This is a genomic window from Rhizobium sp. 42MFCr.1 (assembly GCF_000377185.1).
In the GTDB taxonomy this organism is placed as follows: Bacteria; Pseudomonadota; Alphaproteobacteria; order Rhizobiales; family Rhizobiaceae; genus Rhizobium; species Rhizobium altiplani.
The window spans coordinates 25,273-49,473 of sequence record NZ_KB897857.1 but is presented as its reverse complement, the minus strand read 5'-3'; the positions used below and the strand labels follow the sequence as shown (position 1 = coordinate 49,473).

Here is a 24,201-nt window from a genome sequence, read left to right as displayed (position 1 = left end):
AAGCGTCGGTCGACCAATGCACGATGGCAGTCTCGCTCAGTTCAATGCGCAGGCTACGTCCTGCCGCCATCACAGTCCGCTTGTCCGTCAGGCGCCAGGCGAAGGGCGCAATCGGCGGCTGACCGGCGACATAGCGGGCAACAGTCTGGGGTGGCATGTCGAAAATGACACCATCGCGGATCGAGCGCAGCAATTTGATGTGTTCAGCATGGGCCCAGACCAAGGGCATGGCGCTGCCGGAGGGGCGACCAAGAAAAAGCTCGCGTTCGGGCACGTCCTCGCTATCCCAAATCTGCTCTGGCAGTAAACCGCCGTCGCTTGCCGAGGCTTCCAGTGCCGCCAGCAGACGCCGCGCCTCGTCCGGTCGCCCTGCGGCGAGCTCATAATGCGCGCGTTCACCAGTCAGAAGCGGCCAGAGCCTGCCGACGCCGCTGCCGGCGAAGGGTGCGCCGTCGACGCGCTCGCCATAGCCGTCATCATTGTACCGATACCAGTAGGATCCTGCCGGAAGATCGCGCCTCAACTCGGCATCGATCGCCGCCACGGTACCGAGGATACGCGGATCGTCCGCGGATCGAAGTCCGAATCGGACAAGCGCAAGCGCATCGGTGCTGAGAAGCAGATCCGCTTCGATGATGGCCGCGCCGTCGTCGCGGTTGCGGATCGGGATGAAGTCGCGACCGAGCGAGGAGCTGCTGTCCGTCGCTGTGGCGATCCGCACATAGTAGCCATCGATGCCCAACCGGCGCGACAATTCCGTGTCGGAGGCGTAAGTCCATTCGTCGATCCGCTCGCTCCAGCCGTCGGCTACCTCGCGAAGGTATTGCGCCGCCGATAATCGTCCGGTCGCTTCCACCGCGTCGGCCGCCGCGAGCAACCCGGCGATCTCGACGGCGAGGGTAAAAGGGGAGTAACCGGCATCTTCCTCCCAACGATCCTGCTGGGTGGCGGGACCGTTTTTGACAATATAGGCCGCAGCTGCCTCGATCATCGGCAGGTATCGGCCAGCCGCCGACGCGTCGATCTCGCCGGCGCGCAGCAGCATGTCGTAAAGCAGGATGGGAAACGCCGTCTCGTCCATCTGGATGCCATGCCAGTAGGGGCGGCCGTCGAGCCAAGCATTCTGCACCCAATGGCCATCGGCTTCCTGGATCGCAGAAAGATAGTTGAGCACCGCACGCGCGTCGGTTCCCGCGCCCGCGGCAAGCAACCCGCCCGCCGTTTCCACCAGGTCGCGCGTCCAGACGAGATGGTAGCCGCCGAGGTCGTCGTCGCTCTTGTTGAAACCCCAAGGGATGGAAAGGCTCGCTATGATGGCGCCCGAGGCATCGTCACAGTGGGTGGCAAGCACACCTGTGCTGACGCGGTACCGGTTCAATTGGCCAGGTTCATGGGGCTCGTCGAGGGTAAGCAATCCCCCCTGCCAGTCCCGCCAGCCGTTGCGAAAATGCTTCAGCGCCGGCTCGACACCTTGTTCCAGGCTGAGTATGGCCCGAAAGGCAGCTTCCTCGGGTTGCGTGCCGAAGCCGATGGCGATCTGCACCCGCCCTTCAGTCGCCTCCATGTCGAGCGTCCCCGATAGCGCGACGTTGCCCGACGGCGCACAGTGGTATTCCTCCTTCAGCTCCTCCCCGCGCGACAAAGCCTGCCAGCCATCGGAGAAGCCGGCATAGCCCGCCGACCGCGCAAGCCAGGGGACAGAGGCAGCAATCGCAAGCGCCCTTCCCGAGCCTTCGGCGAAGAGCATGGGCCGACCCTTGAAATCACCACACCAGGCTGTGTTATCGGCGCCGCCGTTGACGAGATGCGGCGCAATAAGTGCATGCAGCCGGTAGTCGGAAAGCTTGCCGGCCAACGCCTCAAAACGGAGGTCCTGCAACACCACCTCGCGCTCAGGGTCTGAAAGGATGGTCTTGGAGATCCGATAGCGGCCGTCGTGGGCGGTGTTGACGAGACGAAACGCCGGAACACCGTCCTCGACCGCATGAACTTGATGATCAGCGTCGCGCTTCTCCTCGGAAAAATAGCCGTCCGCCGTCACGATGAAGCCGAAATCGCGGACGCAGGCCATATCGAGCCGCGGCGCGTAGATCTCGTTAAGGATTCCGTGGCTCGCCGTGAACCAAACGCGGCTGGCCACGCTAACGGCGGTGCCAACCGCGCTCTTGTCGCTGGAGGTCCAACGGGGCTCGATACCGGGTGCGCCTGGTGGGACAAGAGCACCGGGGGGCAATGTCGGAAAGGCCAACTGCTGATCCTCCGTTCAAAATGCACTCTTCTTCAGTGAGCCATCATCGGGTTGAAATCAAGCGACGCCGCATTGCCTTCTGGGACTTGACAGCCAGTCCTGATCTTGACCCCGATAGCGCAATGCGGGAGCAATTGTGGGCACGGCCCGTAGAGGAGTGCAGAACATGGCTGGGACGACTGTTACAATCGCAGCATCGCAAGAGCGCAAGCATGGCAAGCCCGAGGCGAGCACCGGACCGTCTGATCGCACTGTGCTTGCCATCGATATCGGCGGGTCACATGTGAAGGTTGAACTCAGCAGCGGCAGCGAACGGCGCGCGGTCGAATCCGGCCATCAGATGACAGCGGCCCAGATGGTAGCGGCATTGGGCAAGCTCACGGAAGACTGGCACTACGACCTTGTCGCGATGGGATATCCCGGACCGGTTATCGCCCACCGGGCCGCCGCCGATCCATTTAACCTCGGGCCGGGCTGGAAGAATTTTGATTTCGAAGCAGCGTTTGAACGACCAGTGCGGATGGTCAACGACGCACTCATGCAGGCGATCGGCAGTTACGAGGCGGGCCGCATGCTCTTTCTCGGCCTCGGCACTGGCCTCGGCTCGGCCATTATCGCCGAGAACGTTTGCATGCCTCTGGAACTGGCACACATGCCCTACCGAAAGGCGACATTCGAGGACTATGTCGGTGAACGCGGCCTGAAGCGTCGCGGCAAAAGCAAATGGCGAAAATCGGTATTCGACGTCGCCGACCGCTTGGGTGCTGCCCTGCTGCCGGACTACATCGTCATAGGCGGCGGCAATGTCGAACGGCTCAAGGAACTGCCACCGAATTGCCGCCGCGGCAACAATGACAACGCCTTCCGCGGCGGTTTTCGGGTCTGGTTGGACGACAGCCTGAGCATCTAAACTCGCCGCCTTTCACGAGAGTGGATGACCTATTTGGAACATCTGTAGGGCTCCGCCTAGTCCGGCGCGGAGGAGCTTCTGTGCAAATATCCGCAGTGTGAGAATTTGCGAGTTTTGTTGGTTGCGGGGCATGAAGCCACAGAGACTTGTAAATTGGATTGATCATCACTGATGATCGACCTGAGGCGTCTTAGTCGGGCTACCTTATTGCCATGCGTGCCTGCAATTTTTACGCGGCGTGCTTTCCAAAACCACACAAATGGCCGCGAACTTGCTGGACGCATGAGCTCGCAACCATCAGACTACCTTTCCCTAAGATACGCGACCGGGCGTCGAACTCCTATATGTAGTCTAAGGCGACCCGGAGCCAACACGCGGGCTATTTCGACGCCCTGACCCGATGAAGAATGCGATACAAGGGTCGGCCCCTCTCCCAGCAACGGAACCGCGAACAGCTTTCGCAGTGATCGGCGAGCCAGCTCAGTCACGGCCGACTTCACGACTGAGCCAGCCATTAGATTAAGCAGCGTCGGGACGGTGAAGTGTTTTCACCTCTAGAAAATCTTCCAATCCGAACACCCCGCCTTCGCGGCCGTTGCCCGACTGCTTGTAGCCACCGAACGGACTCCCATAGCGATGGGGCGCGCCGTTGATATGAACCATGCCGGCGCGCAGTCGTCCTGCCACACGCTCGGCGCGGGCTGGATCGCTGGTCTGCACGTATGCCGCCAGCCCGTAGCTGGTATCGTTGGCGCTTGCGATCGCCTCCTCTTCGGTCTCAAACGGCATGATAGCCAAGACCGGACCAAACACTTCCTCCCGGGCAATCCGCATGGAGTTGTTGACGTCAGCAAAAATCGTCGGCTTGACGAAATAGCCGGTTTCGAAGCCCGCCGGCTTGCCGGCACCACCGACGAGGAGGCGCGCGCCCTCCGCGATGCCGGCCTCGATCAATGCCTGCACGCGGCCATACTGGACGTCGCTGACAAGCGGCCCGATGTGGCCACCTTCCTCCGCAGGGCTTCCCACCGTGGCACTGCCGCCAACGCGCTGAGCGATCTCGACGGCCCTGTCGTAGACCGATTTCTGTACCAGTAGACGAGTTGGCGCGTCGCAGGATTGTCCCGAATTGTTGAAACATTCGAGGACGCTGCCAGTGACGCGGTCTTCGAGATCGGCGTCCTCAAAGACGAGGTTGGGAGACTTGCCGCCGAGTTCCAAGGTGACACGCTTGACGGTATCCGCTGCGTCCTTGCTGACGGCGATGCCAGCACGCGTCGATCCGGTGAAGGACATCATGTCGACGTCCCTGTGCCTCGAAAGGGCGGCGCCGGCATTAACACCGTCGCCATTGACGAGGTTGAGTGTGCCGGCTGGGAAGCCCGCCTCATGTACCATCTCCGCATAGAGCATGGCGTTGAGCGGAGTGAACTCGGAGGGCTTCAGCACGCAGGTCGAGCCTGTTGCCAACGCCGGAACCACCTTCAGCGCGATCTGGTTGATCGGCCAGTTCCAGGGGGTAATGAGGCCGCAGACACCGATCGGCTCCCGCAAGAGCACGTCGCCGTTCGACAACACGTCGCGCACCTTCAATTGCTTCAGTGCATCGATGAAGCCCTGCAGGTGACCTACGCCGACATCAGCCTGCTGCTCGCGGCTCATGGTGATCGGCGCGCCGAGTTCGAGCGTGATCGTCTGTGCCATCTCCTCGTAGCGGCGCTTGTAGATCTCAAGCAGCCTTTTGAGAAGCGCAAGTCGTTCCTCCACGCTCGTGCGACTGTACGTGGCAAAAGCAGTCTTCGCGGCAGCAACCGCACGATCGATATCGGCGGGTGTGCCCATGGAAATCACCGCGACCGGCTTCTCGGTCGCCGGATTGATAACCTCCAGATCGTTGGCAGCAAGCGGCGCTACCCATTCGCCATTGATATAGAATTTGCGCTTGTCGAGCATGTCGTCACTCCCGTCATACTTTGTTCTGTTTTGCGTTCAGCCAGTCCGTGACCAGGCGGCGATACTGCTCGCCGCTGAAACTTGGAAAATGGCCGCCGTGTACCGTTCTGGCCGGAATTCCCAGGAGCCGCTCCATCGATGCGAGGTAATCATCGGCGTTCGAGTGGTAGGTGTCCTCGATCAACGGCCCGTCGTAGAGGATGTCTCCCGAAAACAGCGTTTCTGTTTCGGCTTCCCACAACGCGATTCCGCCTGGTGAGTGACCCGGCGTGTGGATAACCTCGAACCTACGGTCGCCGAGATCGATCACATCGCCATCTTCCAGAATGCGCGTGGCCGGCGCCTTTTTCACGCCATAGCACTTCGAGCAATAGGGCTCAGGCGGCAGCGCGTCGAAGATATCGTCGGTCACGTAAGGATCAGCAAGCGTGTTTTGCCGGGTAGGGTCGGCGAGCAGATCGGCCTCCGCCGAATGGACGGCCCGGCATTCAAACTCGTGATGGCAACCGATATGGTCGAAATGGGTGTGGCTCGCGACGGCAATCAGATCCCGCTCGGTGACGAGCGGCACCCATTCGCGCAGGGAAACGACGCCCATGCCGCTGTCGACCAGCATATCCCGATCCCGTCCGCGCACATGCCAGACGTTGCAGCGATAGAACTCCTGGATGAAGGGCTCGGAAATCTGCGTGACATCGTCGGCCAGCCGCTTCAGCTCATACCATTTGTGCGCAGCGATCCGTTCCATCGTCTGCGCCTATGCCTGTTTCGACGGCAGGGCGACGATATCACCAACGTTGACCGCAAGCGTGAGCACTTGACCTTCGGCGACGACGGTTGATTGCGGCATATGCGCGACGATGTTGGTGTCAGGAGCGCCATTGGGCGCCAGATGGCATCGATAGTGGGTTCCGAAGAAGGCGCTGTTGGACACCGTGGCCTGCCCGAGCGCCGTAACGGCGCCATCGCCTTCGCCGGCACGGCGGAAATGTTCCGGCCGGATGCAGAGCATTGTCCCCTGCCCGGCGGACGGCGAGCCAGCGGTGAAGCAGGCTTTCGGCAATGTGACCTTCCCCAGCGCTGTTTCGACGACCGCCCCGGTGCCGTCGATATCTCTGATCTTGCCGGGAACGAAGTTGACCTCGCCCATAAAGCCTGCCGCAAACAACGAGCGTGGCCGCATGTAGATTTCCGACGGTGGTCCGAAGTCTTCGATTTTACCCTGGTTCATCACCACGATCCGATCGGCAATTGCCATGGCCTCTTCCTGATCGTGGGTTACGTGGACGAACGTCGTGCCGATACGCTTCTGGATGGCTTTCAGCTCATCCTGCATCTGCCGGCGAAGCTTGAGATCAAGCGCGCCGAGCGGTTCGTCGAGCAACAGGACGTCAGGGTCGACGGCGAGGGCCCGGGCAAGTGCAACACGCTGGCGTTGCCCACCCGAAAGCTCATGTGGTTTCTTGTCCGCCGAAGCCTTGAGCCCAACGAGGTCGAGAAAGCTCTTTGCGCGCTCCTCGCGCTCGGCCCTGCCGATGCCGCGCATTCTGAGGCCAAACCCGACATTGTCCTTTAGCTTCATGTGCGGGAACAGCGCGTAGTCCTGGAACATCGTCGTCGTTGGACGTCTTGCCGGTGGAACGTGGGTCATTTCCTTGCCACCGATGGCAATTCGACCGCTACTCGGCGACAGAAAGCCTCCGAGAATGGACAGAAGCGTGGTCTTGCCACAGCCGGAGGGTCCCAGCAGAACAATGAATTCGCCTGCAGCAATGTCGAGAGAAACATCGTCGAGAGCGGTGAAACTGCCGAAAGTCTTCGTCGCGTTTTCGATTAAAACCGGAGCGGTCATGATTTTTTCGTCCTTTTGAACAGGAACAGTTCCAGCATGATCAGCAAGGTGACAGAAACGAGGAACACCAGCGATCCGATGGCATTGGTCTTAGGGTTGAGGCCCGAACGAAGCAGGCTCCAGATTTCGACCGGGAGCGTGACGTCGAAGCGCGACAGCAGAAAAGCGATGATGAATTCATCCCAGCTAAATGTCATCGACAGGAAGAAGGAGGCGAGCAGCGACGGCAGCAGCATTGGCGCCGTCACCAGCACCATCACCTTGATATCGCTGGCGCCGAGATCGCGTGCGGCGCGTTCAATGTTGATGTGATGGTCCCCCATCGACGAGTAGATGATCGCAAAGCACAGCGGCAGATTAATCACCACGTGACCGATGCCGACCGTCCATAGCGATAGGCCAATTCCGAACGCGTTGAGGACGGTCAGGAGTCCGAGCGCAATGATGAGGTAGCTGACTGTCATTGGCGCGATCAGCAAGCCGCGCTGCCAGGCCGAGCCCGGCAGCTTGAAGCGGGCCAGCGCGTAGGCCGCCAGGAAGCCGAGGAGGCAGGCGACGAACGACGATATTGTCGCCACCAAGAAGGAGTGCAGCAGTGCCGACATCAGCTTGCGATCGGCAAAGACTGCTTCATACCATTGCAGGGAAAAGCCATTGAATGGCGGTACCGGCAGGCGCCCATCCTGGAACGAAAATAGCACCAGCACGATAACAGGCAAAAAGATGAAGCCGAAGATCAGAACCGCGTAGGCGCTGCAGGCGATACTGGTGATCTGGTTGCGTATCATCACGTTCTCTCAATCTTCAGCCAGCGCGCGCAAGCGACATAGGCTGCGGTGACCGCTAGCATCAGAATGATCGAGAGCGCCGCGGCCATCGGAAAGTCCGCGCGGCGACCAAGTTGCAGCATGATGATCTGAGGCAAGACAAGTTCGTTGTTGCCGCCCAGGATCTGCGGCGTGACATAGTCGCCGATGCAGAGCACGAAGGTGAGGAAGGCTCCCGTCATGATGCCCGGCATGGTCAGAGGCAAAATGACGTGCCAGAACGTCTGAAATGCATTTGCGCCGAGGTCGGCAGCAGCGCGGCGGTAATTTGGCGAGAGCTGCACAAGGTTTGCGTAGATCGTCAGCGTCAAAAGCATGACGAAGAAGTGGACGAAGCCGATAACGGTCGCCGTACGGTTGCTGGCAAGCTCCAGCGGCTCGCTGATCACGCCGATATTCATGAGTGTCTGATTGATGACGCCATTGCGCGACAGCACGAGCAGCCACGAATAGGAACGGACAACGTAAGAGGTCCAGAACGGCAGGACCGCAAGAATTAACGCCGTTCGCTGGAACCTTTGCGGCACCCGCTCTGCAATGATCCAGGCCAGGGGATAGGCGAGCAGGATGGAGAGAGCCGTCACGATCGCGGTGATCTCGAGGGAATTCGTCAACCCGCGGAACAACGCATCCTTCTCGAAGAAGGCGATGTAGTTGCCAAGGTTCCAAACGCGGACGATCGAGCCGCCCTGTTGCGCCCAGAGGCTCATTGCTGCCATGAACAGAAAAGGAGCAACGAAGAAGACGATCGTCCAGACGAGCGCCGGTGCCACGAAACCCCAGGCCTTTCGACGTTCGGCATCTTCAAGTGAATGAGCAGCCACAGGCAAGTCTCCGACCTCCCTCTCCCATCCACGGGGAGAGGGTCTTGTGATTCAGTATAGAAGGGTCGAAGCTGTCAGTTTTGCAGCATTTCGGTCCAGGCGTCCTGCATCTTTGCGTCCAGTTCCGCGCTTGGGATCGGGTAAAGCTGCGTGCGCTTGAGATAGTCGGCCTGCTCGTCCCAGCGTAAAGCGGTTTTCTGTTCGGCACTCAGCTTCTCGCCGGCCTTGGCATTTGCGGGCATCGCCCAATAGCAAGAGGACGTCGCAAGTCGCGCCTGCCCTTCCGGGCTTACAATGTACTGCACGAATTTGAGGGCGAGGTCCTTTTTCGTGGAGTCCTTCATAACGCCGATCGACTGTGCCCAGCGCACTGCGCCCTGCTCAGGGATGACCCACTCGAGGTTGGGTTTGTCTTTCACCAGACCGGCCGTCAGCCACTCGCCTCCGCCAAAGACGATATCAACCTCGCCCGTCGCAAGTGCCGTTTGCGACGAGACGACGTCGCTCACCTGCTTGGCGTTGGCCTTGAGAGCAAACAGCTTGTCCTTGATTGCCGGCAGGTCGGCCTCCGTCAGGCTCGCCGTTGCCTTGCCCAAATCGATACCGGTCAGGCCGATCATCGGCAGGTAGTAGTCATAGACCGCGATGCGGCCCTTGTACTTGTCGGACCAGAGCTTCGACATATCCTTCATGTCGGCCGGATCGACTTTTGTCTTGTCATAGGAAACCGTGTTGTAGCCGAACTTTTCGGTGACCGCATAGGTCTTGCCGTCGCGGGTGTTGTTGGGTTCCATGCGAACTTCAGGGAAGATATCTGCATTAGGAAGCGCGTCGGCCGGCATCTCAGCAAGAATGCCCTTGTCGACCGCGCGTTGCACGTCGACGCCATCGATAACGAGCACATCCCAGTCTCCCGGGCGCGACTGGTCGATGATGGAGAGACCCGCACCGGTACCCTCATATTCCTTCAAATTGACCTTTACGTTGTTCGCCTGCTCGAAGGGCTCGATCAGTGCGGGATCGGTGTGATCGCACCAGACAAGCGCATTCAATTCCTCCTGCGCCAGTACCGGCGCCGGGGTGATCGTTATTGTTGCGGCACCCAATGCGAGGATGGCAGCGGAGGCGAGGAGTCTGCGCGCAAAAGCGCCTTCAGTAATATCAATCATCATGTGGCCCTCTGTCGGTGACGCTCATTTCGGCGCCTTCATGAAAAAGATTGAATGAGTTCATTTTTTTAGTCAATATGATTTTTGAGGACATTCATTATTTGAGAGAGTCGCATATGACGGGACTGCGCGCCAAGCAGAAAGCCGATCGCAATCGCCGCATACTGGAGGCGGCGACGAGCCTTTTCCGGGAGGTCGGATATGACAGCGCCCGCATCGAAGACATTGCCGAGCGCGCGGAAGTGTCGGTTGGCACGTTCTACAACTACTACGAAAACAAGGGCGACATTCTCGTCGCCACCGTTTCGATGGAAGTCGAGGAAGTGTTGGCGTCCGGCAAGGACATCGTTGAAAATCCGCCGACCACTACGCTCGAAGCCCTGCAAGTACTGATCGACCAGTATTTTGACCATTCGCTGGTCTATCTCAGCAAGGAGATGTGGCGTACGGCCATGGCGATCTCCATCCAGCAACCCGAGAGCCCATTCAGCCGTCGATATACCGAACTCGACGGGCGCCTGTGCGATCAGGTTTCGACGCTGGTCCAGAAATTGCAGCTACGCGGCGCTGTCATGCCTGGGATCGATGCGATTGCGGTGGGCCAAATGGTCTTCAATAACCTCAACATGATGTTCCTTGAGTTCGTCAAAGACGAAGCGATGACGCTGGATAGGCTCAAGGAACGCGTAGCACGGCAGAACCGGCCGCTTGCCGTCTTAATCAGCAGCCCCAAAATTCAATAGCAGGGAACATCAGGGATGGAACACCAGCAACAAGCTGTGCTTGCCGCAGCGGATCGCCTCGTCGAAGCCTTTGGCAGGCATGATCGTGATAGCTACTTCGCGGCATTTGCGCCCGCCGCCACCTTCATATTTCACAATCTCGACCGCCGCCTTCATACGCGTGCGGAATATGAGGCCGAATGGGCATTGTGGGAAACGCGCGACGGATTTCGTGTGCGGGCCTGCCGTTCCAGTGACCAGGATGTCCAGATTGCCGGCTCCGTCGCCATATTCACTCATTCCGTCGAGACGGATCTTGCTTTCAACGGTGAGCCGTCGACAAGCACCGAGCGCGAGACGATCGTCTTCGAGAAGCAGGCGAGCGGAGAATGGCTGGCGATCCACGAGCACCTTTCGCCGCAGCCCTGAGGCGACGATCGGAACCGCCCACAACGCTTTTTGCCCAGGTCTGCGCCCCTTGGTCGTATTGCCGGGAAATTTCATAGGAAAAACAGAACGATGGTTGAGTTGAAGAAGCACCTTGAGGATCTACGCAAGAAGTTCGCCGATAGCGCCGAGTTCTTCGATCCGCGTTTCCGCCGTGTGGCCGAGAAGATCTTTAGGGGCGGCACACGCGCTGCACCTTATTCGGGCATTTCGACCTTCGCAGGCTTGCCCTACAGGGAGGTCAATTTCGCGGCCCCTGACTTCGGCGACCTGCAGGTCGCGGCAGTCGGCATTCCGATGGATCTCGGCGTCAGCAATCGGCCGGGTTCGCGATTTGGACCGAGGGCTGTGCGCGGCATCGAACGCATCGGTCCCTACAATCACGTGCTCGATTGCGCACCGGCCTATGATCTACGCGCTGCCGATATCGGTGATATCCCGTTCGGGAGCCGCTATCGGTTGGAGCAATGCCACGAGAATATTGAGGCAGCGATCCGCAAGATCGTCGAAGCCGGCGTCATTCCGCTCTCCGTCGGCGGCGACCATTCAATCACACACCCGATCCTCAAGGCAGTCGGCGCCAGAGAGCCCGTCGGCCTCATCCATATCGATGCCCACTGCGACACGGGGGGCCCGTTCGACCAGACGAAATTCCATCATGGCGGCCCGATGCGCAACGCCGTTCTGGACGGCGTCCTCGATCCGACCCGCACGATCCAGATCGGCATTAGGGGGCCTTCCGAATATCTCTGGGAGTTTTCCTACGAGTCCGGAATGACGGTCATCCACGCCGAAGAGGTCGGTGGCATGGGTATCCCCGCCATCATCCAGAAGGCCCGAAAGATCGTCGGAGATGGCCCGACCTATCTGTCCTTCGATATCGACAGTCTCGATCCTGCGTTCGCGCCGGGCACCGGGACGCCAGAAATTGGTGGCCTGACGAGCCGTGAGGCGCTGGAACTGCTGCGCGGCCTCAAAGGTCTCAATTTCGTCGGTGGCGATGTCGTGGAGGTGGCTCCGCAGTATGACAATACCACGAACACCGCACAGGCTGGTGCACAGGTATTGTTCGAGATCCTGAGCCTTTTGGTTTTCAGCCCGGCTGTCGCGAGCGTACGGTGAACGCCGTCGCCTCGGGCTGCTGCTTGACTTCCTTACTCACGGGTGACGGCCATCACGCCGTCACCCGCAATGCCACTGTTATGTCGTTTTGCCTTGCGGCCATCGCATGAAGAGACTCGACGGCGCGCCTGCCAGGTGCACTAAGCCCTATTTCCTCAATGCAACATCGACGCCCCACGATCAGAAAAGCATCGAGAAACTGCTCCAGACGAGCATGGCGCGGTTACCGAAAGACGTCTTGTGGTGCTGACGGACGGCGGATCACGATGACGCTTGTAACTGGCGGAGGGCTCAATCATGACGGCCGAGTATTAGCCAAAAGCTTCATCACCAGTTAACCTGACACCACAGTTCAGCGGCATGGGCGGATCGATGGTTTGAACACTCGCAAGTGCCCGCACGCCCTCGGAAATCTCGATGACCACGGCGGGAAGGCTCGCCCCCGATAGGGAGTGCCACATGGTTAAGGCACGCTCCCTACCGTCGCTTGTACAGTTGTGAGGGCGATGCCCTCACTGAGGGATACAAGCATCATATGACCAGTACGTGGGTTCCCACGGGTGCCCTGCCGTAGAGATGAAGAATGTCTTCATTGGTCATGCGAATGCAACCATTCGACACCGCCTGTCCGATCAGCCAGGGTTCGTTTGTGCCGTGGATCCGGAAGTACGTATCCTGTCCACCGCGGTAGAGATAAAGCGCAGCTGCACCGAGCGGATTGTTCTCCCCTCCTGGAACGCCTCCAGCGTACTCAGCCAACCGGGGCTTGCGTTCGATCATGCTGGCCGTCGGCGTCCACGATGGCCACTCGGCCTTGCGGCCAACGACCGCGTTTCCCTTCAGGGTAAGCCCTTCCTCCCCAACGGCGACGCCATAACGTATCGCGCGGCCTTCCGGCTCGACGTAGTAAAGGAATCGCTCGTAAGTGTTGACAACGATGCTCCCGGGCGCCTCACCGCCCGAATACGCAACCTCCCGTCGTTGAATAGGGGAAGTTCTTGAGGCATAGGGATTCCCGACTGAAGATATCGACGTGCTGCACGAGGTCGCCATCATCGCCAGACAGCCCAAGAGTAGGCTCCGGCGCGTAGTATGGTCTTTATCCATTGTTACCTGCTGATTGTGGTGTGCCCTGGTATTTTATTAGCAGTACCGCATGTTCATGCCAAGTCATTGCTCTCCCTATAGTTGCCAAGTCGTTCCGATCCGATCGATGGTTGGAATGCGTCCGAACGCATGAAGCTGGCGCAAATTTGTGGGCTCTGCCGCATAGACTTCATGAAGCGTCAGCATGCGAAGGGAAGCCTTCTTCACCTAGTTCAACACCACGCGCATGCATTCCCGGACACAGGTCCGCGAAGAGCATCGTGATAAGCTTAGACTCACTGCGCGGACGGAATATGCCGATGGCATGATCGAGCACGATGCCGTGGTGGGCGAGGTGCTAAAGTCGCTCGACATCGCGGACAACGCGATCGTCATCTGCACGATTGACAACGGCCCACACGAGAATTCCTAGCCTGACGCGAACTCACCGCAACGAGAAAACCCCGAACTGGGAAGGCGCTTTCCGGGTGCCGGCAATGATCCGCCAGTCTGGACATGTCAAGCCGGCGACACAGCTCAACGGCATCGTGTCCGGCCTCCACTGGTTTCCAACTGTCGCTTGCCAGTTAAAAGTGAGAATGTGGCTGTTTCGGCTTGGTTTAGCATTTAAAACTGAGAAATTGAGCGGCCGGATTCTCAAATTAACTGCAACTGCGAAGTAAAAGCGGTCGAATATAGTCTGCCCAACTGCATTGGGGACGGGTTGGTGGCATTCCCGCTGGCTGAAAGGGCGATTTTCAGACAGTGGCGTGAGAGGCGAGGTTGAGAGGTTCTCCGATCTCGCACTCGACGGCGTTGTTCGCCTACAGTTGTTCCATTGCGTTCCCACCTTTGGCAGGCGAGGCGACCCCGCCTTCCCGTGGCGGGCTTTCACGCGCCGCTAGGGTGCTGTATAGTAGGACAAGTACCTTGTTACGCTGCGCTCCACCCCTTCGGCCTTGGCTGTGCCGCTCGCGAAAATCGCAATTCTTATAATCGTGTTCGAAGGCGTAGGTGCTTCAGCCGAGAGGCGCAACCGGGACGTCCAAGCGAGAACGGCCCCAAGTGAGCGCTTTAGGGAATCCATCCCGCGCAGTTGTTTGAACCGCTCACGGTCTACTCCAGCTGAGGAAACACCCATGCGATATCGATCGGGATCCCCGTTTCAAAATGCCAGGCTGCTTACCGCTGCCTTGGCCCTCGCGGCGCTGGCCGGCGCGATGCCCGGCCACGCCGATGAAAAGCAGGCGAAGGACCTGCTGAAGGCCATGTCGGACTATATGGCGGCGCAAGAGGCAATGTCGTTCGAATATGACACGAGCCTGGAAGTCGTTACCAAGAAGCACCAAAAGCTGGCACTTGCGAGCTCCGGCACCGTGACGCTCAACAGGCCCGACAAGATACGCATTACGCGTCAGGGCGGCTTCGCCAATGTCGAAATGGTATTTGACGGAAAAACGCTGTCGGTGCTCGGCAAAGACGCCAACCTCTTTGCTCAGACCGAAGTGCCGGGAACGATTGATCACCTCATCGACGCATTGCGGGACAAATTCCACAGGCCGTTGCCGGCCGGGGACATCTTGATGTCTCAACCCTACGACGAGCTCATGCCCCATGTCGTCGATGTGAAGGATCTCGGGAGCGGCGTCATTCGGGGTGAGGAATGCGACCACCTCGCTTTTCGCACCGATGATGGGGTGGATTGGCAAATCTGGATTGCCCAGGGTCAGAGCCCGTATCCTTGCCGTTATGTCGTCACCAGCACGAAAGTGGCGGGCTTTCCACAATACACGATTGACATAAGGTCCTGGAAGGCAGGGTCGGACGCGGCGGCAGGCAACTTCAGCTTTAAAGCTCCCGATGGGGCCAAGGAGCGGAAGCTGAGCGACCTTCCCGACACCGACGAACTGCCCGAAATATTCTCCGTAAAATGATCAAACTCGAAGGAGGGACGACATGCTCAACCGGATCGCTATCATATTGCTGGCTTTGCTCGCAGGCGCTTCATGCATCGAAATTGGCGGCGGCCTCCCGGTCGAATTCAACTTCGTGTCAAACGCCGAGGCCAGAGTCGGGCGTCCGCTGACACCTGTCAGCGTCGCCGGCGTTGCTCGCAGGAGCGCGCGCCGATGCGCAGCTGGGGTCTATTATTGTTAGCTAAGGTGGCAGCCGAAGGCGAACAGCATCCATCTCCTCCTCTTCGGGGAAGCAAACTTCCTTCCTGAGGACGACGCGCTATCAGCCATGCGGAAAACCTTGCATCCAGGCATTTGCTGAAGCTTTGGTTACCTGTCCGGGCCTCCGCGCCACAGGCTGTGCCGCGGTTGACGATGGTGCTCGCTCTCGTTCTCGCCGTATTTCTCGGCGGCTGGTCTACACGGCAAATCGCGAGCCTTCTTAGGCGACAGATTGTCGTTTGTCAGGATTTGCAGCACCGCCGCCTCATCCATCGCCTGGTCATCGAACAGGGTCTTCGCCAGTGCATGGAAGATCGCCTTACGCCTCCTGAGGACCGCCGCCGCCCGGTCGAGCGCAGCCTCCATAGCGTGCAGCGAGAACCGCTCCCGGTGCATCTCGCCCCCCTGGTCGGAGAGCAAGGACCAGATCCTCCAACGATAGAAAGCACGACTGACGCCCAGACGAACAACGATGTCAAGGCGGACGTCTTCTGGTGGCCGAATTGCAAAGTTTGGTTGCGGGGGCCTGATGGCACGGAGACTTGCAATGTTTACCGGCAGAGGAAAACCTCACTTATGCGCCCGGAAGCAAGTTTCGCTCTCTTTCGTTTCACTGCGGATTGGGCAGACCGTAGCGGTCGCGTATCGTCTGCCCCTCGTATTGGCGGGGATACACGTTTCGATCCTGAAGGATCGGGATGATCTTGTCTACGAACTCAATGATGTCGTCCGGCGCCCGAGGCGGTTGCAGAGTGTAGCCATCGACCGTGCCGTCTTCCCAAAAGTCTATCATTTCGTTTGCTACCTCCTCCGGAGTGCCGAGCAAAAGCCGATGATGCCCCTCTGAACGACGTATGGCCTGCCGCGCAGTCAATTTCTCGTGGCGCAGCAGGTCGGATAGACCAAGCCCCATTCCCACCGCTTGCTGCCTGTTCGGGTCGGGGACGAAGCGTTCGTAGTCCAACACGGCATCCGGATCGAAACGGTCACGGTCCAAGCCATGCTCGCGCACAAAGCGTTCAAGCAGGCCATCTTCCGATCCGGTGCCGCTGTAAAGCTCATGCTTGCGAAGAGCCTCTTCCCGATTCGGCCCCAGGATGACAACAAGGCCCGGAACGATACGAATCCCGGATGGATCCCTGCCGAGCACAGCAGCTCTGCCGCGCACCTTGTCGCCGAAGGCTTTCCCTGCGGGTTTGGAAAGGATGTTGCAGTAGATGATCTCGCCGTGCCGCGCCGCAAGCTCGATGCCGCCGTCCGATGCGCCGGCCTGGGCAATCACGGGATGTCCCTGCGGTCCGCGCGGCACATTGAGCGGCCCGCGCACCTGAAAGAATTCGTCCTCGTGATTGATCGCGATTGCGCTGGCGCTATCCCAGAAGCGATCGGAGGCAACCTCACTCTCGCGGCGTGGGTCCCAGCTCGACCACAGCTTCTTCGCCACATCGAGAAATTCGGTCGCACGCGCATAGCGCTCGTTGCGTGGCGGAAGCGCCGCGCTGCCGAAATTGGCGGCGACGTTGGGATTGAACGACGAGACGATATTGACGATCAGGCGCCCGCCCGAAACGATATCGAGCGACTGGACGCGCCGCGCGAAGTTATAGGGCGAATTGTAGGTGGAGGAGACCGTGACGACAAAGCCGATATCAGGTACCTGAGCGGCTAGCGCCGTACACAGGATCAACGGATCGATCGTGTGGAAGGGGCGCCCGAGCGGTTCCGTCATCAACGCGGGATGGTCGGAAAAGAACACGGCGTCGAACAGCCCCTTGCGGGCGATTTCCGCCAAGCGCCGGTAATAGGCGGGATCGTTGATATCATGCCGACCACCGCTACGATATTTCCACGCATTAGCGAGATAGCCGGTGGAATTCAGCCCCACGTTTAGGTTCATGCGACGTTTTTCAATGCTCATGCGTCAGTCCGTTCTGCCTCTTCTTCTCTTGCAACGCCCACGCCCGCCTGCGGGCCCGGGATCGTACCGTTGACGGCGAAATCACCGACAATGCGATCATGGTAGATACGTGGATTGTGGGACGCGATCGTGCGGGCGTTGCGCCAGTGGCGGTCGAGACCGTGGCCGCGCCTGGCGGCGGATGCTCCCAACGCGTCGAACAGCACCGTGCTGGCGTCAAGGATCAGCGAGGTGACGACGGTCACGGACTGGCTGACCTCGAGTTCGGCATTGCGACCGGCCAGCGCGATCTGCTCCTGATCGCCGCCCTGGTTGGCCTCATAGGCCCGCTGCAGGGCCCTTGCCGCCTGCAGTACGATCGCACCGGCACAGTAGGCAGCGCCCCTCACCTTCCCCACGACCTGCTGGACCTGGGGGTCCTGTGCCGATCGGGACGCATTGCCACGGTTATAGACCCTTTTTCTCGCGGCGACATGCCGCGCCAGATCGTTTGCCGCAGCGCGACCGATGCCGGCGAGCGAGGCGAGGTGGACCAGTTGGAAGAACCCGCCGGAATAGCTGAATCGCACCGCGCTTGGCTTGATCAGATCGTCGGCGACCTCGACGTCGCGGAAACGGGCAGTGCCGCTCGCTGTCAGCGACTGGCCGAAGCCATCCCAGTCGTCGATGATTTCGACGCCCGGCGCCGATGTCGGCACCAGCGCGCCGATCGGCTGCCCTTCCCCGTCGATCGCACCGAGCGTGATCCAGTCCGCGTAAAGCGAGCCGGTGGTGTAGAATTTCTCGCCGTCGAGCCGCCAGTTGGCGCCATTGCGGACCAGTCGCGTCGAATAGCTGCCGAGCGGCGTGTCGCCGACTTCGGAGAATCCGCTTCCGATCGTCTCGCCCTGCCCAAGCCTCTTCAGCCAAGCATCGCGCCAGGCGCTTTCGGGTGCATTCAGCAGATCCTCGGTAAAGCCGAAGTGGCTCCGATAGGCATTGGTGAGGTTCGGATCGGCTGCCGCGAGCTCGATGATGAGGCCGAAGAGTTCCGGCAAGGTCGCGCCTAGGCCACCGTTCGCGACTGGTAGCCGTAATCGCGAAAAGCCGGAGGTTTTGAGCCACTCATAGGCATCGAATGGCAATTCGTGCGCGAGGTCACGATCGACCGCACGCTCGCCAATCCGGGCGAAAACCGACCTGAAGGTTTCTGCGAGCCGCTCGAAGCGTTCGCTGGGCGGCGCGCCCCAGGCCCCATTGATATCAGTCATGACGTTGTTTCCTATTCAAAGCCGCACTGCCGGCGGCTGACGACGGCGGTATCCGAGGCTCGGTTCCCGTTCCGGCCGAGGCGAGCCTCGCCTCAAGCGGCTGCCCGCTTCTCCGCCTCGAAATCGTGAAGCAGGATCGCGATTTCGAAGCCGCGGCGGGCCAGCCAGTGGGCAACGATGCGGGCACGCGATCCCAGCAGATCGTCGATCAACACGACGCGGGCGCCGCGAACGGCGATTGTCCTATAGGCCACGCCGAGAAGCTGTCCGCCCTCGGACGAGATCGATCCGGGAAGGCTCGCGCGCGCGAATTCCTCCGGCGTGCGAACATCGAGCAGGTAGGTCGTACGCGCAGGATCGGCGTTCCATCGCTCGGCAGTCTGTCGATCGATGAACGTCAGGCCGTCCTTTGCAGAAAGGCTATCACCGCGCTCAAGCGCAAATTGGCGCGCCTCTTCGCTTGGCTCACCGTAAGAGGCGGTGCGCCCGGTCTCCAGTTCGAAACCGGCATCCGTCCAGCCACGCGTGCCGTCGTCGAGATAGGAGACGGCATTGGCAACGCCGGCATCGATCAGCGTCTGGGCTCCGAGAATGGCGCGTGGCAAGCCGGCGCAGGAAACGACGACCTTTGTTTTCGCCGAGGGGACGAGGTCCTGGAAGCGCAGCAACAGTTCGGCTCCTGGAACGCCGACGGCGCCCGGCACATGAGCCTTCTCGTATTCGGCGAGCGTGCGCGTATCGAGGACGATGACGTCCTGACCCTGATCGCGCAGCGCTTTCAGTTCCACAGCGGACGTCACCGGCGTCTTCTTCTCCTCACGCACCCTGGTGACAAAGGGAACACCGGGAATATCGAATGTCGGAAGCTCTTCGCCGCCTTCCACCCAGGCGGGAATGCCCCCTTCCAAGAAGTGGATATCCGTCCAGCCCGCTTGCCGCAAACGGCTGACCGCCGCTTCGGCATTGCCGTCGCCGCCATCGGCCAGAACCGTGCGAACACTACGGCGCGGCACGAAGCGGTCGAGTTCGACGTCCAGGCGCTCGGCCGGCAGGTTCGTCGCAAACAGCGGCGACGCATAGCCGACGTCTTCGGCCGGGCGGATATCAAGCACCGCCAATTCCAGCTCATCGCCCAGCCAATCGATCAATGTGGCCTTGTCTATCAGATATTTAGACATGTTTCCTGCTCCTCGATATCAAGCGTTCGGATCCAGCCACAGATCGCCGAAGCTCCAGTTGAGGCCCTGCGATCCGGTGACGTAGTTCTTGACCCGCTTGTTGGCGACGATCTGGGCGCCGGCGGCGACGAGGTCGACAGAGGCGACTTCGTCGTGGATGAGGTGCTGGAACTTGCTCCAGACCTCCCAGCGCTTCTTCTCGTCGGGCTCGATCGCGGCCGCCTCGAGCAGCGCATCCGCCTCTGCATTCGCGTAGTGGCTGGCATTCGAGAACGGCAGCCCGATCTTGAAGTTCTTGCTCCAGTAGGCGCGCTGGATGCCGAGCGACGGATCGAAAGTGTTGGAAAGCGACTCCACGACGAGGTCGAAGGCGCGGTCGGTGTAGACTGTCTTCAGGAAGGTCGGCAGGTCGTATTTCTTGATCTCGATGCCGACACCGATCTTTTCCAGCTGGCTTTTCAGCACATCGGCATAGCCTTGCGGCAGGTACGAGTTGTAGGTCAGCCGGAGATCGAAGCGCTTGCCATCCGCCTTGCGGGGATAGCCCGCCTCATCCAGCAGCTTTTCGGCTGCGGCCGTATCGTAGGGATGGGCCACGACGCTCTTGTCGTACCACTGCGGCAAGGCCGTGCTCACTGGGCTGGGCGACACCTGCGCATAACCATAGAGCGCGACGTCGACGATTTCCTGCAGGTTGATGGCCTGTGCGATGGCAAGCCGGACCTCGCGCTTGGCAAACAGCGGATTGTCGTAGTTGAAGAACAGCTGCTGCTGCGGGCCGGAATAGGCGTAGGTGGTCGTGTCGACGATGAGATTGGGGACCTGCTTCAGCCGGTCGAGATCGGCAAGCGGCACCGGATTGTCGCCGATGTCGGCTTCACCTGTCTCCAGGGCCGCGGACCTGGCGGCCGGATCGGTGACGATGCGCAGGATGATGCGGTCGAGATAGGGCTTGCCCGCATCCCAATAGTCGGGATTGCGTTCGAAGATCAGATGGCTGCCGGCCACCCATTCCGTCAGCTTGAAGGGGCCTGTGCCGATCGCGGTCTGCAGCGTCTGCCCGTCGCCCGGCGCCAGTTTCTCGAAGATATGCTTCGGCACGATCGGCGATTCCGAGCTCGACTGCGCAGCAAGCAAGAACGGGGCAGGCTTTGACAACACGATAATCGCGGTGAGCGGATCCGGCGTCTCGACCGCCACCACGTTCTGATAGGTGATGCGACCGCGCGGATGCGCTTCCTTCAGTCGGAAGATCGAGAAGGCGACGTCATCGGAGGTGAAGTCCTTGCCGTCGTGCCACTTCACGCCCTTGCGAAGCTTGAATGTGTAGCGAAGATTGTCATCGGAGACCGCCCATTCCGTTGCCAGGAGCGGCTGCGGCCTGACATCGAGGTCGAAGGTGAGCAGGCCCTCAACGATCTTCGGGCCGATCGCCTGGCCGGTGCCCGACGACGTGTTGATGGCAAAGAGAGCATTGCCCGGATCCACCCGGTAGAGCCAGTTCAAGGTGCCGCCCGTCGCCGGTGCAGCGCCTTGTCCAAAGGAGATCGACGGGAGCAGGGTGCTGGCGCTTGCAAGCAACATCAGCTGGTTGAAACTGCGACGGTTGATGGACACGCGAAGAGCTCCTCTCGGGTTTGGATTGTGGTCCGCTGAGGGGAAGCTTCAGTTCTGTGCCTCGAAAGCCGAAGTGAAAGTTTCTTTTCGTCCGGGAAAGAATAATTGCGTCTGAACGATTGTTCGAAGTCGGCGCACCACAGAGGAACAGCTACTCAATTTCCGCGATTTGACGGGATGATGTTTTCGTCGATGAGCACCCCGACGAAACGCAGGAATTGAGCGCGCCGGCGAAAGAATTTCTTTCCGTGAAATCAAACAGATATTTCTGGACTTGAACCGCCGGCCAGCCAACCGTTGACGGGAAATAGAGGGGTGAACGCCCCTTTCACCGTCATTCCCGGAGGCAAAATGCCGTTCGAAACAAATGCTGACGACACGCTGCTGGCAAAAGCGGCCGAGCTGCGCCAGTCGTTCCACCGTGATGCCGTCGAGAGAGACAAACAGGGCGGCAGCCCCGTCGAGCAGATCAGGCTTCTGAAGGCTAGCGGCCTGCCCTCCGCGCAGATCGCCAGGGAATATGGCGGCCAGGGCGCCTCATGGCTGACGATCCTGCGTATCGTCCGGGAGTTTGCCAAGACCGACGGTTCGCTCGCGCACCTGTTCGGCTACCATCATCTGCCGCTCAACCTCATCCTGTTTCGCGGCTCGGCGGCGCAGAAAGAGAAATGGCTGACCGGCTCGGCGGCCGGCGGCTGGATCTGGAGCAATTCCGGGAACGCCTTGTCGAAGACGTCGAGCGGCGAACGGACGGCAACGGGCTGGATCATCAACGGCAGTCGCCCATTCTCCTCGGGCACGCATATCGCCGATTACATCCAGATCTCCTGGGAAAATGCCGACGGCGCCCGGCTGACCGCGGCCGTTCCCGCCGACCGGGAAGGCATTGTCATCGTGAATGACTGGGACGGCATCGGCCAGAGGCAGACCGGCAGCGGCACGGTCCGCTTCGTGAATCTTGAGGTTCACGACGACGAACTGATCAGCTCGCCCGACGTTCCGCTGACGCCCTACTCCTCCCTCACATCGCTCCTCCAGCAGAGCGTGCTCCTCAATGTCTTCGTCGGCAGCGCGCAGGGTATACTGGAGGAAGGCCGCGGCTATACGGCAACGAGTTCGCGGCCATGGGTCTATTCCGGCGTCGAGCGGCACACCGACGACCCCTGGGTCAAGCGCCAATATGGCGACCTCTACATTCGAACGCTGGCGGCAACGGAGCTGGCCGACAAGGCGGCGCGCAGCCTCGATGCTGCCTACGCCGAAGGGCCTTCGCTGACCGCCGCGGGCCGTGGCGCGGCGGCGATCGATGTCGCGACGGCCAACGTCTATGCCGGTGAAGTCGGACTTGCCGTCTCCAGCGAGATCTTCGAGGTGATGGGCGCCCGCTCCGCGACCAATGCCAACGGCTTCGACCGCTTCTGGCGCAACGTCAGAACGCACACGCTCCACAATCCCGCCGAGTACAAGAAGCGCACCGTCGGCACATGGCTGCTGACTGGTGAATTTCCCGTGCCGGCCATCTATCGCTGAAAGGGACCGCAATGGCGAGACGCAAGGACAAGATCAAACTCGGCGCATTTCTGCTCTTCACCGGGCATCACGTGGCCGCATGGCGTCATCCGAAAGCCTCCGTCGGCACCGAATTCGAGAACTATGTGGAACTGGCTAAGCTCGCCGAAGCGGCAAAGTTCGACACGATTTTCTTCGCAGACGGTGTCGCCGCGCGCATCAAGGATGTCGAGGCTGCGAGCCGAAAGGCTCACAGCGGTGTCTATCCCTTTGAGCCGATCACCCTGCTCTCCGCGCTGTCCTCCGTTACCCGCAATATCGGGCTGATCGCCACCGCATCCACCAGCTACTCCGATCCCTACAATCTCGCGCGGCAATTCGGCTCGCTCGACCGGCTGAGCGGCGGCCGGGCCGGCTGGAACCTCGTGACTTCCTCCGACCCTGACGCCGCCTTCAATTTCGGCCACGAGGCTCAGATCCTCCATTCCGACCGCTATGAACGAGCCGAGGAATTTGCTGATGTGGTGCTCGGCCTCTGGGACAGCTGGGAAGACGATGCTTTCTTGCGGGATCGCGAAAGCGGCCGCTATTTCGACCCGGCCAAGCTGCATCGCCTTGATCACAATGGAAAGCATTTCAAGGTCCGCGGCCCGCTCAACATTCCGCGCTCGCCACAGGGGCGACCGGTTGTCGTCCAGGCCGGCGCCTCCGAACCCGGCAAGGAGCTTGCCGCCCGCACGGCGGAAGCCATCTTTGCCGCCCAGATCACGCTGGAGGAAGCGACGAGCTTCTACGCCGACGTCAAGGGAAGGCTTGCCAAATACGGCCGCTCGCACGACGATCTGAAGATTCTACCCGGCATTTTCCCGGTCGTCGGCCGCACGCATGCGGAGGCCCAGGAAAAGTTCGAATCCCTTCAGGAACTCATTCAGCCGGAGGTCGGGTTGAACCTGATTTCCCAGCTATCCGGCGTCGACCTCAGGGATTATCCGCTCGATGGACCGGTGCCCGAAAATCCGCCTGCGACGAATGCCGGCAAGAGCCGTCAGGCGCTGGTTCTGGACCTCGCCCGGCGTGAGAACCTGACGATCCGGCAACTCTACCTTCGCATCGCCGGCGCACGCGGCCATTGGCAGGTCGTGGGAACGCCGACCGAGATTGCCGATACGCTGGAAGAGCGCTTCGAAAACTATGGCGCCGACGGCTTCAATATCATGGCGCCGATCATGCCGGGTGGCCTTGCGGATTTCATCGAGCTTGTGGTGCCGGAACTGCGCCGCCGCGGTCTTTTCCGCCATGAATATGAGGGCACGACGTTGCGCGAAAACCTCGGCCTCAAGCGCCCCGAAAACAGCCATGCTGTCAATCGCGGCGCAGTCGCGGCCGAGTAAG

General features: G+C 60.3%; 21 protein-coding genes. 8 read left to right on the top strand and 13 right to left on the bottom strand.

Going from position 1 to position 24,201, the window contains the following annotated elements; translation table 11 throughout:
* On the bottom strand, positions 1 to 2,248 hold a 2,248-nt coding region (locus tag C934_RS0126330; RefSeq protein ID WP_018859540.1), incomplete at its 3' end, for a glucan 1,4-alpha-glucosidase.
* A gap of 166 nt (positions 2,249 to 2,414) precedes the next feature.
* Between C934_RS0126330 and C934_RS0126325 the strand changes: the two genes are divergently transcribed.
* Entirely contained in the window at positions 2,415 to 3,158 is a 744-nt protein-coding gene (locus tag C934_RS0126325) for an ROK family protein (RefSeq protein ID WP_018859539.1), read from the top strand.
* A gap of 519 nt (positions 3,159 to 3,677) precedes the next feature.
* On the opposite strand, the gene C934_RS0126320 is transcribed toward C934_RS0126325, so the two are convergent.
* From C934_RS0126320 to C934_RS0126295, 6 genes are all read right to left on the bottom strand, one after another.
* Positions 3,678 to 5,111 (bottom strand): aldehyde dehydrogenase family protein, encoded by a 1,434-nt coding sequence (locus C934_RS0126320; protein ID WP_018859538.1) that lies wholly within the window; start codon positions 5,109 to 5,111, stop codon positions 3,678 to 3,680.
* Between the two features lie 13 nt (positions 5,112 to 5,124).
* Positions 5,125 to 5,859 carry an MBL fold metallo-hydrolase gene (locus C934_RS0126315; RefSeq protein WP_018859537.1) on the bottom strand — a complete coding sequence of 245 codons (735 nt, stop codon included), beginning with the start codon at positions 5,857 to 5,859 and terminating at the stop codon, positions 5,125 to 5,127.
* 9 nt (positions 5,860 to 5,868) lie between these two features.
* Positions 5,869 to 6,963 (bottom strand): ATP-binding cassette domain-containing protein, encoded by a 1,095-nt coding sequence (locus C934_RS36520; RefSeq protein ID WP_018859536.1) that lies wholly within the window; start codon positions 6,961 to 6,963, stop codon positions 5,869 to 5,871.
* Positions 6,960 to 7,751, bottom strand: a complete 792-nt coding sequence (locus C934_RS0126305; protein WP_018859535.1) for an ABC transporter permease — start codon at positions 7,749 to 7,751, stop codon at positions 6,960 to 6,962. The genes C934_RS36520 and C934_RS0126305 overlap by 4 nt, the downstream gene beginning before the upstream one ends.
* On the bottom strand, positions 7,751 to 8,614 hold the full coding sequence (locus C934_RS0126300; protein WP_018859534.1) for an ABC transporter permease: 864 nt from the start codon (positions 8,612 to 8,614) through the stop codon (positions 7,751 to 7,753). Before C934_RS0126300 ends, C934_RS0126305 begins: the two co-directional genes overlap by 1 nt.
* 74 nt (positions 8,615 to 8,688) lie before the next feature.
* Positions 8,689 to 9,786 carry an extracellular solute-binding protein gene (locus tag C934_RS0126295; protein ID WP_018859533.1) on the bottom strand — a complete coding sequence of 366 codons (1,098 nt, stop codon included), beginning with the start codon at positions 9,784 to 9,786 and terminating at the stop codon, positions 8,689 to 8,691.
* A gap of 113 nt (positions 9,787 to 9,899) precedes the next feature.
* On the opposite strand from C934_RS0126295, the gene C934_RS0126290 reads away from it, so the two are divergent.
* The 3 genes from C934_RS0126290 (at position 9,900) to speB (ending at position 12,074) form a co-directional block, all read left to right on the top strand.
* Positions 9,900 to 10,526 (top strand): TetR/AcrR family transcriptional regulator, encoded by a 627-nt coding sequence (locus tag C934_RS0126290; protein ID WP_026372095.1) that lies wholly within the window; start codon positions 9,900 to 9,902, stop codon positions 10,524 to 10,526.
* Positions 10,527 to 10,541: 15 nt separating this feature from the next.
* Positions 10,542 to 10,934 carry a YybH family protein gene (locus C934_RS0126285; RefSeq protein WP_018859531.1) on the top strand — a complete coding sequence of 131 codons (393 nt, stop codon included), beginning with the start codon at positions 10,542 to 10,544 and terminating at the stop codon, positions 10,932 to 10,934.
* Positions 10,935 to 11,024: 90 nt separating this feature from the next.
* The gene (gene speB / locus C934_RS0126280) at positions 11,025 to 12,074 is read left to right on the top strand and encodes an agmatinase (protein ID WP_018859530.1); all 1,050 of its coding nucleotides are present in this window, start codon (positions 11,025 to 11,027) and stop codon (positions 12,072 to 12,074) included.
* Positions 12,075 to 12,605: 531 nt separating this feature from the next.
* Here the strand turns inward: speB and C934_RS0126275 are convergent.
* Positions 12,606 to 13,181: a L,D-transpeptidase gene (locus C934_RS0126275; protein ID WP_018859529.1), complete on the bottom strand. Its 576-nt coding sequence runs from the start codon at positions 13,179 to 13,181 to the stop codon at positions 12,606 to 12,608.
* Between the two features lie 1,118 nt (positions 13,182 to 14,299).
* On the opposite strand from C934_RS0126275, the gene C934_RS0126260 reads away from it, so the two are divergent.
* The gene (locus C934_RS0126260; protein WP_018859527.1) at positions 14,300 to 15,094 is read left to right on the top strand and encodes a DUF2092 domain-containing protein; all 795 of its coding nucleotides are present in this window, start codon (positions 14,300 to 14,302) and stop codon (positions 15,092 to 15,094) included.
* Positions 15,095 to 15,116: 22 nt separating this feature from the next.
* Positions 15,117 to 15,317, top strand: coding sequence for a hypothetical protein (locus tag C934_RS35875; protein WP_018859526.1), 201 nt, complete (start codon positions 15,117 to 15,119; stop codon positions 15,315 to 15,317).
* A 128-nt stretch (positions 15,318 to 15,445) separates the two neighbouring features.
* Here the strand turns inward: C934_RS35875 and C934_RS35295 are convergent, their stop codons facing one another.
* The 5 genes from C934_RS35295 to C934_RS0126230 all read right to left on the bottom strand — a co-directional run bounded on the left by C934_RS35295 (position 15,446) and on the right by C934_RS0126230 (position 21,300).
* Positions 15,446 to 15,757, bottom strand: a complete 312-nt coding sequence (locus C934_RS35295; protein ID WP_018859525.1) for a hypothetical protein — start codon at positions 15,755 to 15,757, stop codon at positions 15,446 to 15,448.
* Positions 15,758 to 15,947: 190 nt separating this feature from the next.
* The gene (locus C934_RS0126245; RefSeq protein ID WP_026372094.1) at positions 15,948 to 17,255 is read right to left on the bottom strand and encodes an NtaA/DmoA family FMN-dependent monooxygenase; all 1,308 of its coding nucleotides are present in this window, start codon (positions 17,253 to 17,255) and stop codon (positions 15,948 to 15,950) included.
* On the bottom strand, positions 17,252 to 18,505 hold the full coding sequence (locus C934_RS0126240) for an acyl-CoA dehydrogenase family protein (RefSeq protein ID WP_018859523.1): 1,254 nt from the start codon (positions 18,503 to 18,505) through the stop codon (positions 17,252 to 17,254). The genes C934_RS0126245 and C934_RS0126240 overlap by 4 nt, the downstream gene beginning before the upstream one ends.
* A 92-nt stretch (positions 18,506 to 18,597) precedes the next feature.
* Positions 18,598 to 19,683, bottom strand: a complete 1,086-nt coding sequence (locus tag C934_RS0126235; RefSeq protein WP_018859522.1) for a rhodanese-like domain-containing protein — start codon at positions 19,681 to 19,683, stop codon at positions 18,598 to 18,600.
* Positions 19,684 to 19,701: 18 nt separating this feature from the next.
* Positions 19,702 to 21,300, bottom strand: coding sequence for an ABC transporter substrate-binding protein (locus tag C934_RS0126230; protein ID WP_018859521.1), 1,599 nt, complete (start codon positions 21,298 to 21,300; stop codon positions 19,702 to 19,704).
* 351 nt (positions 21,301 to 21,651) lie between these two features.
* Here C934_RS0126230 and C934_RS0126225 point away from each other — a divergent pair, with 351 nt between their 5' ends.
* Positions 21,652 to 22,830: an acyl-CoA dehydrogenase family protein gene (locus C934_RS0126225; RefSeq protein ID WP_018859520.1), complete on the top strand. Its 1,179-nt coding sequence runs from the start codon at positions 21,652 to 21,654 to the stop codon at positions 22,828 to 22,830.
* Between the two features lie 11 nt (positions 22,831 to 22,841).
* A complete protein-coding gene (locus C934_RS0126220) occupies positions 22,842 to 24,200 on the top strand; it encodes an LLM class flavin-dependent oxidoreductase (protein ID WP_018859519.1) in 1,359 nt (452 codons plus the stop codon).
* The last annotated feature ends 1 nt before the right edge of the window (position 24,201 follow it).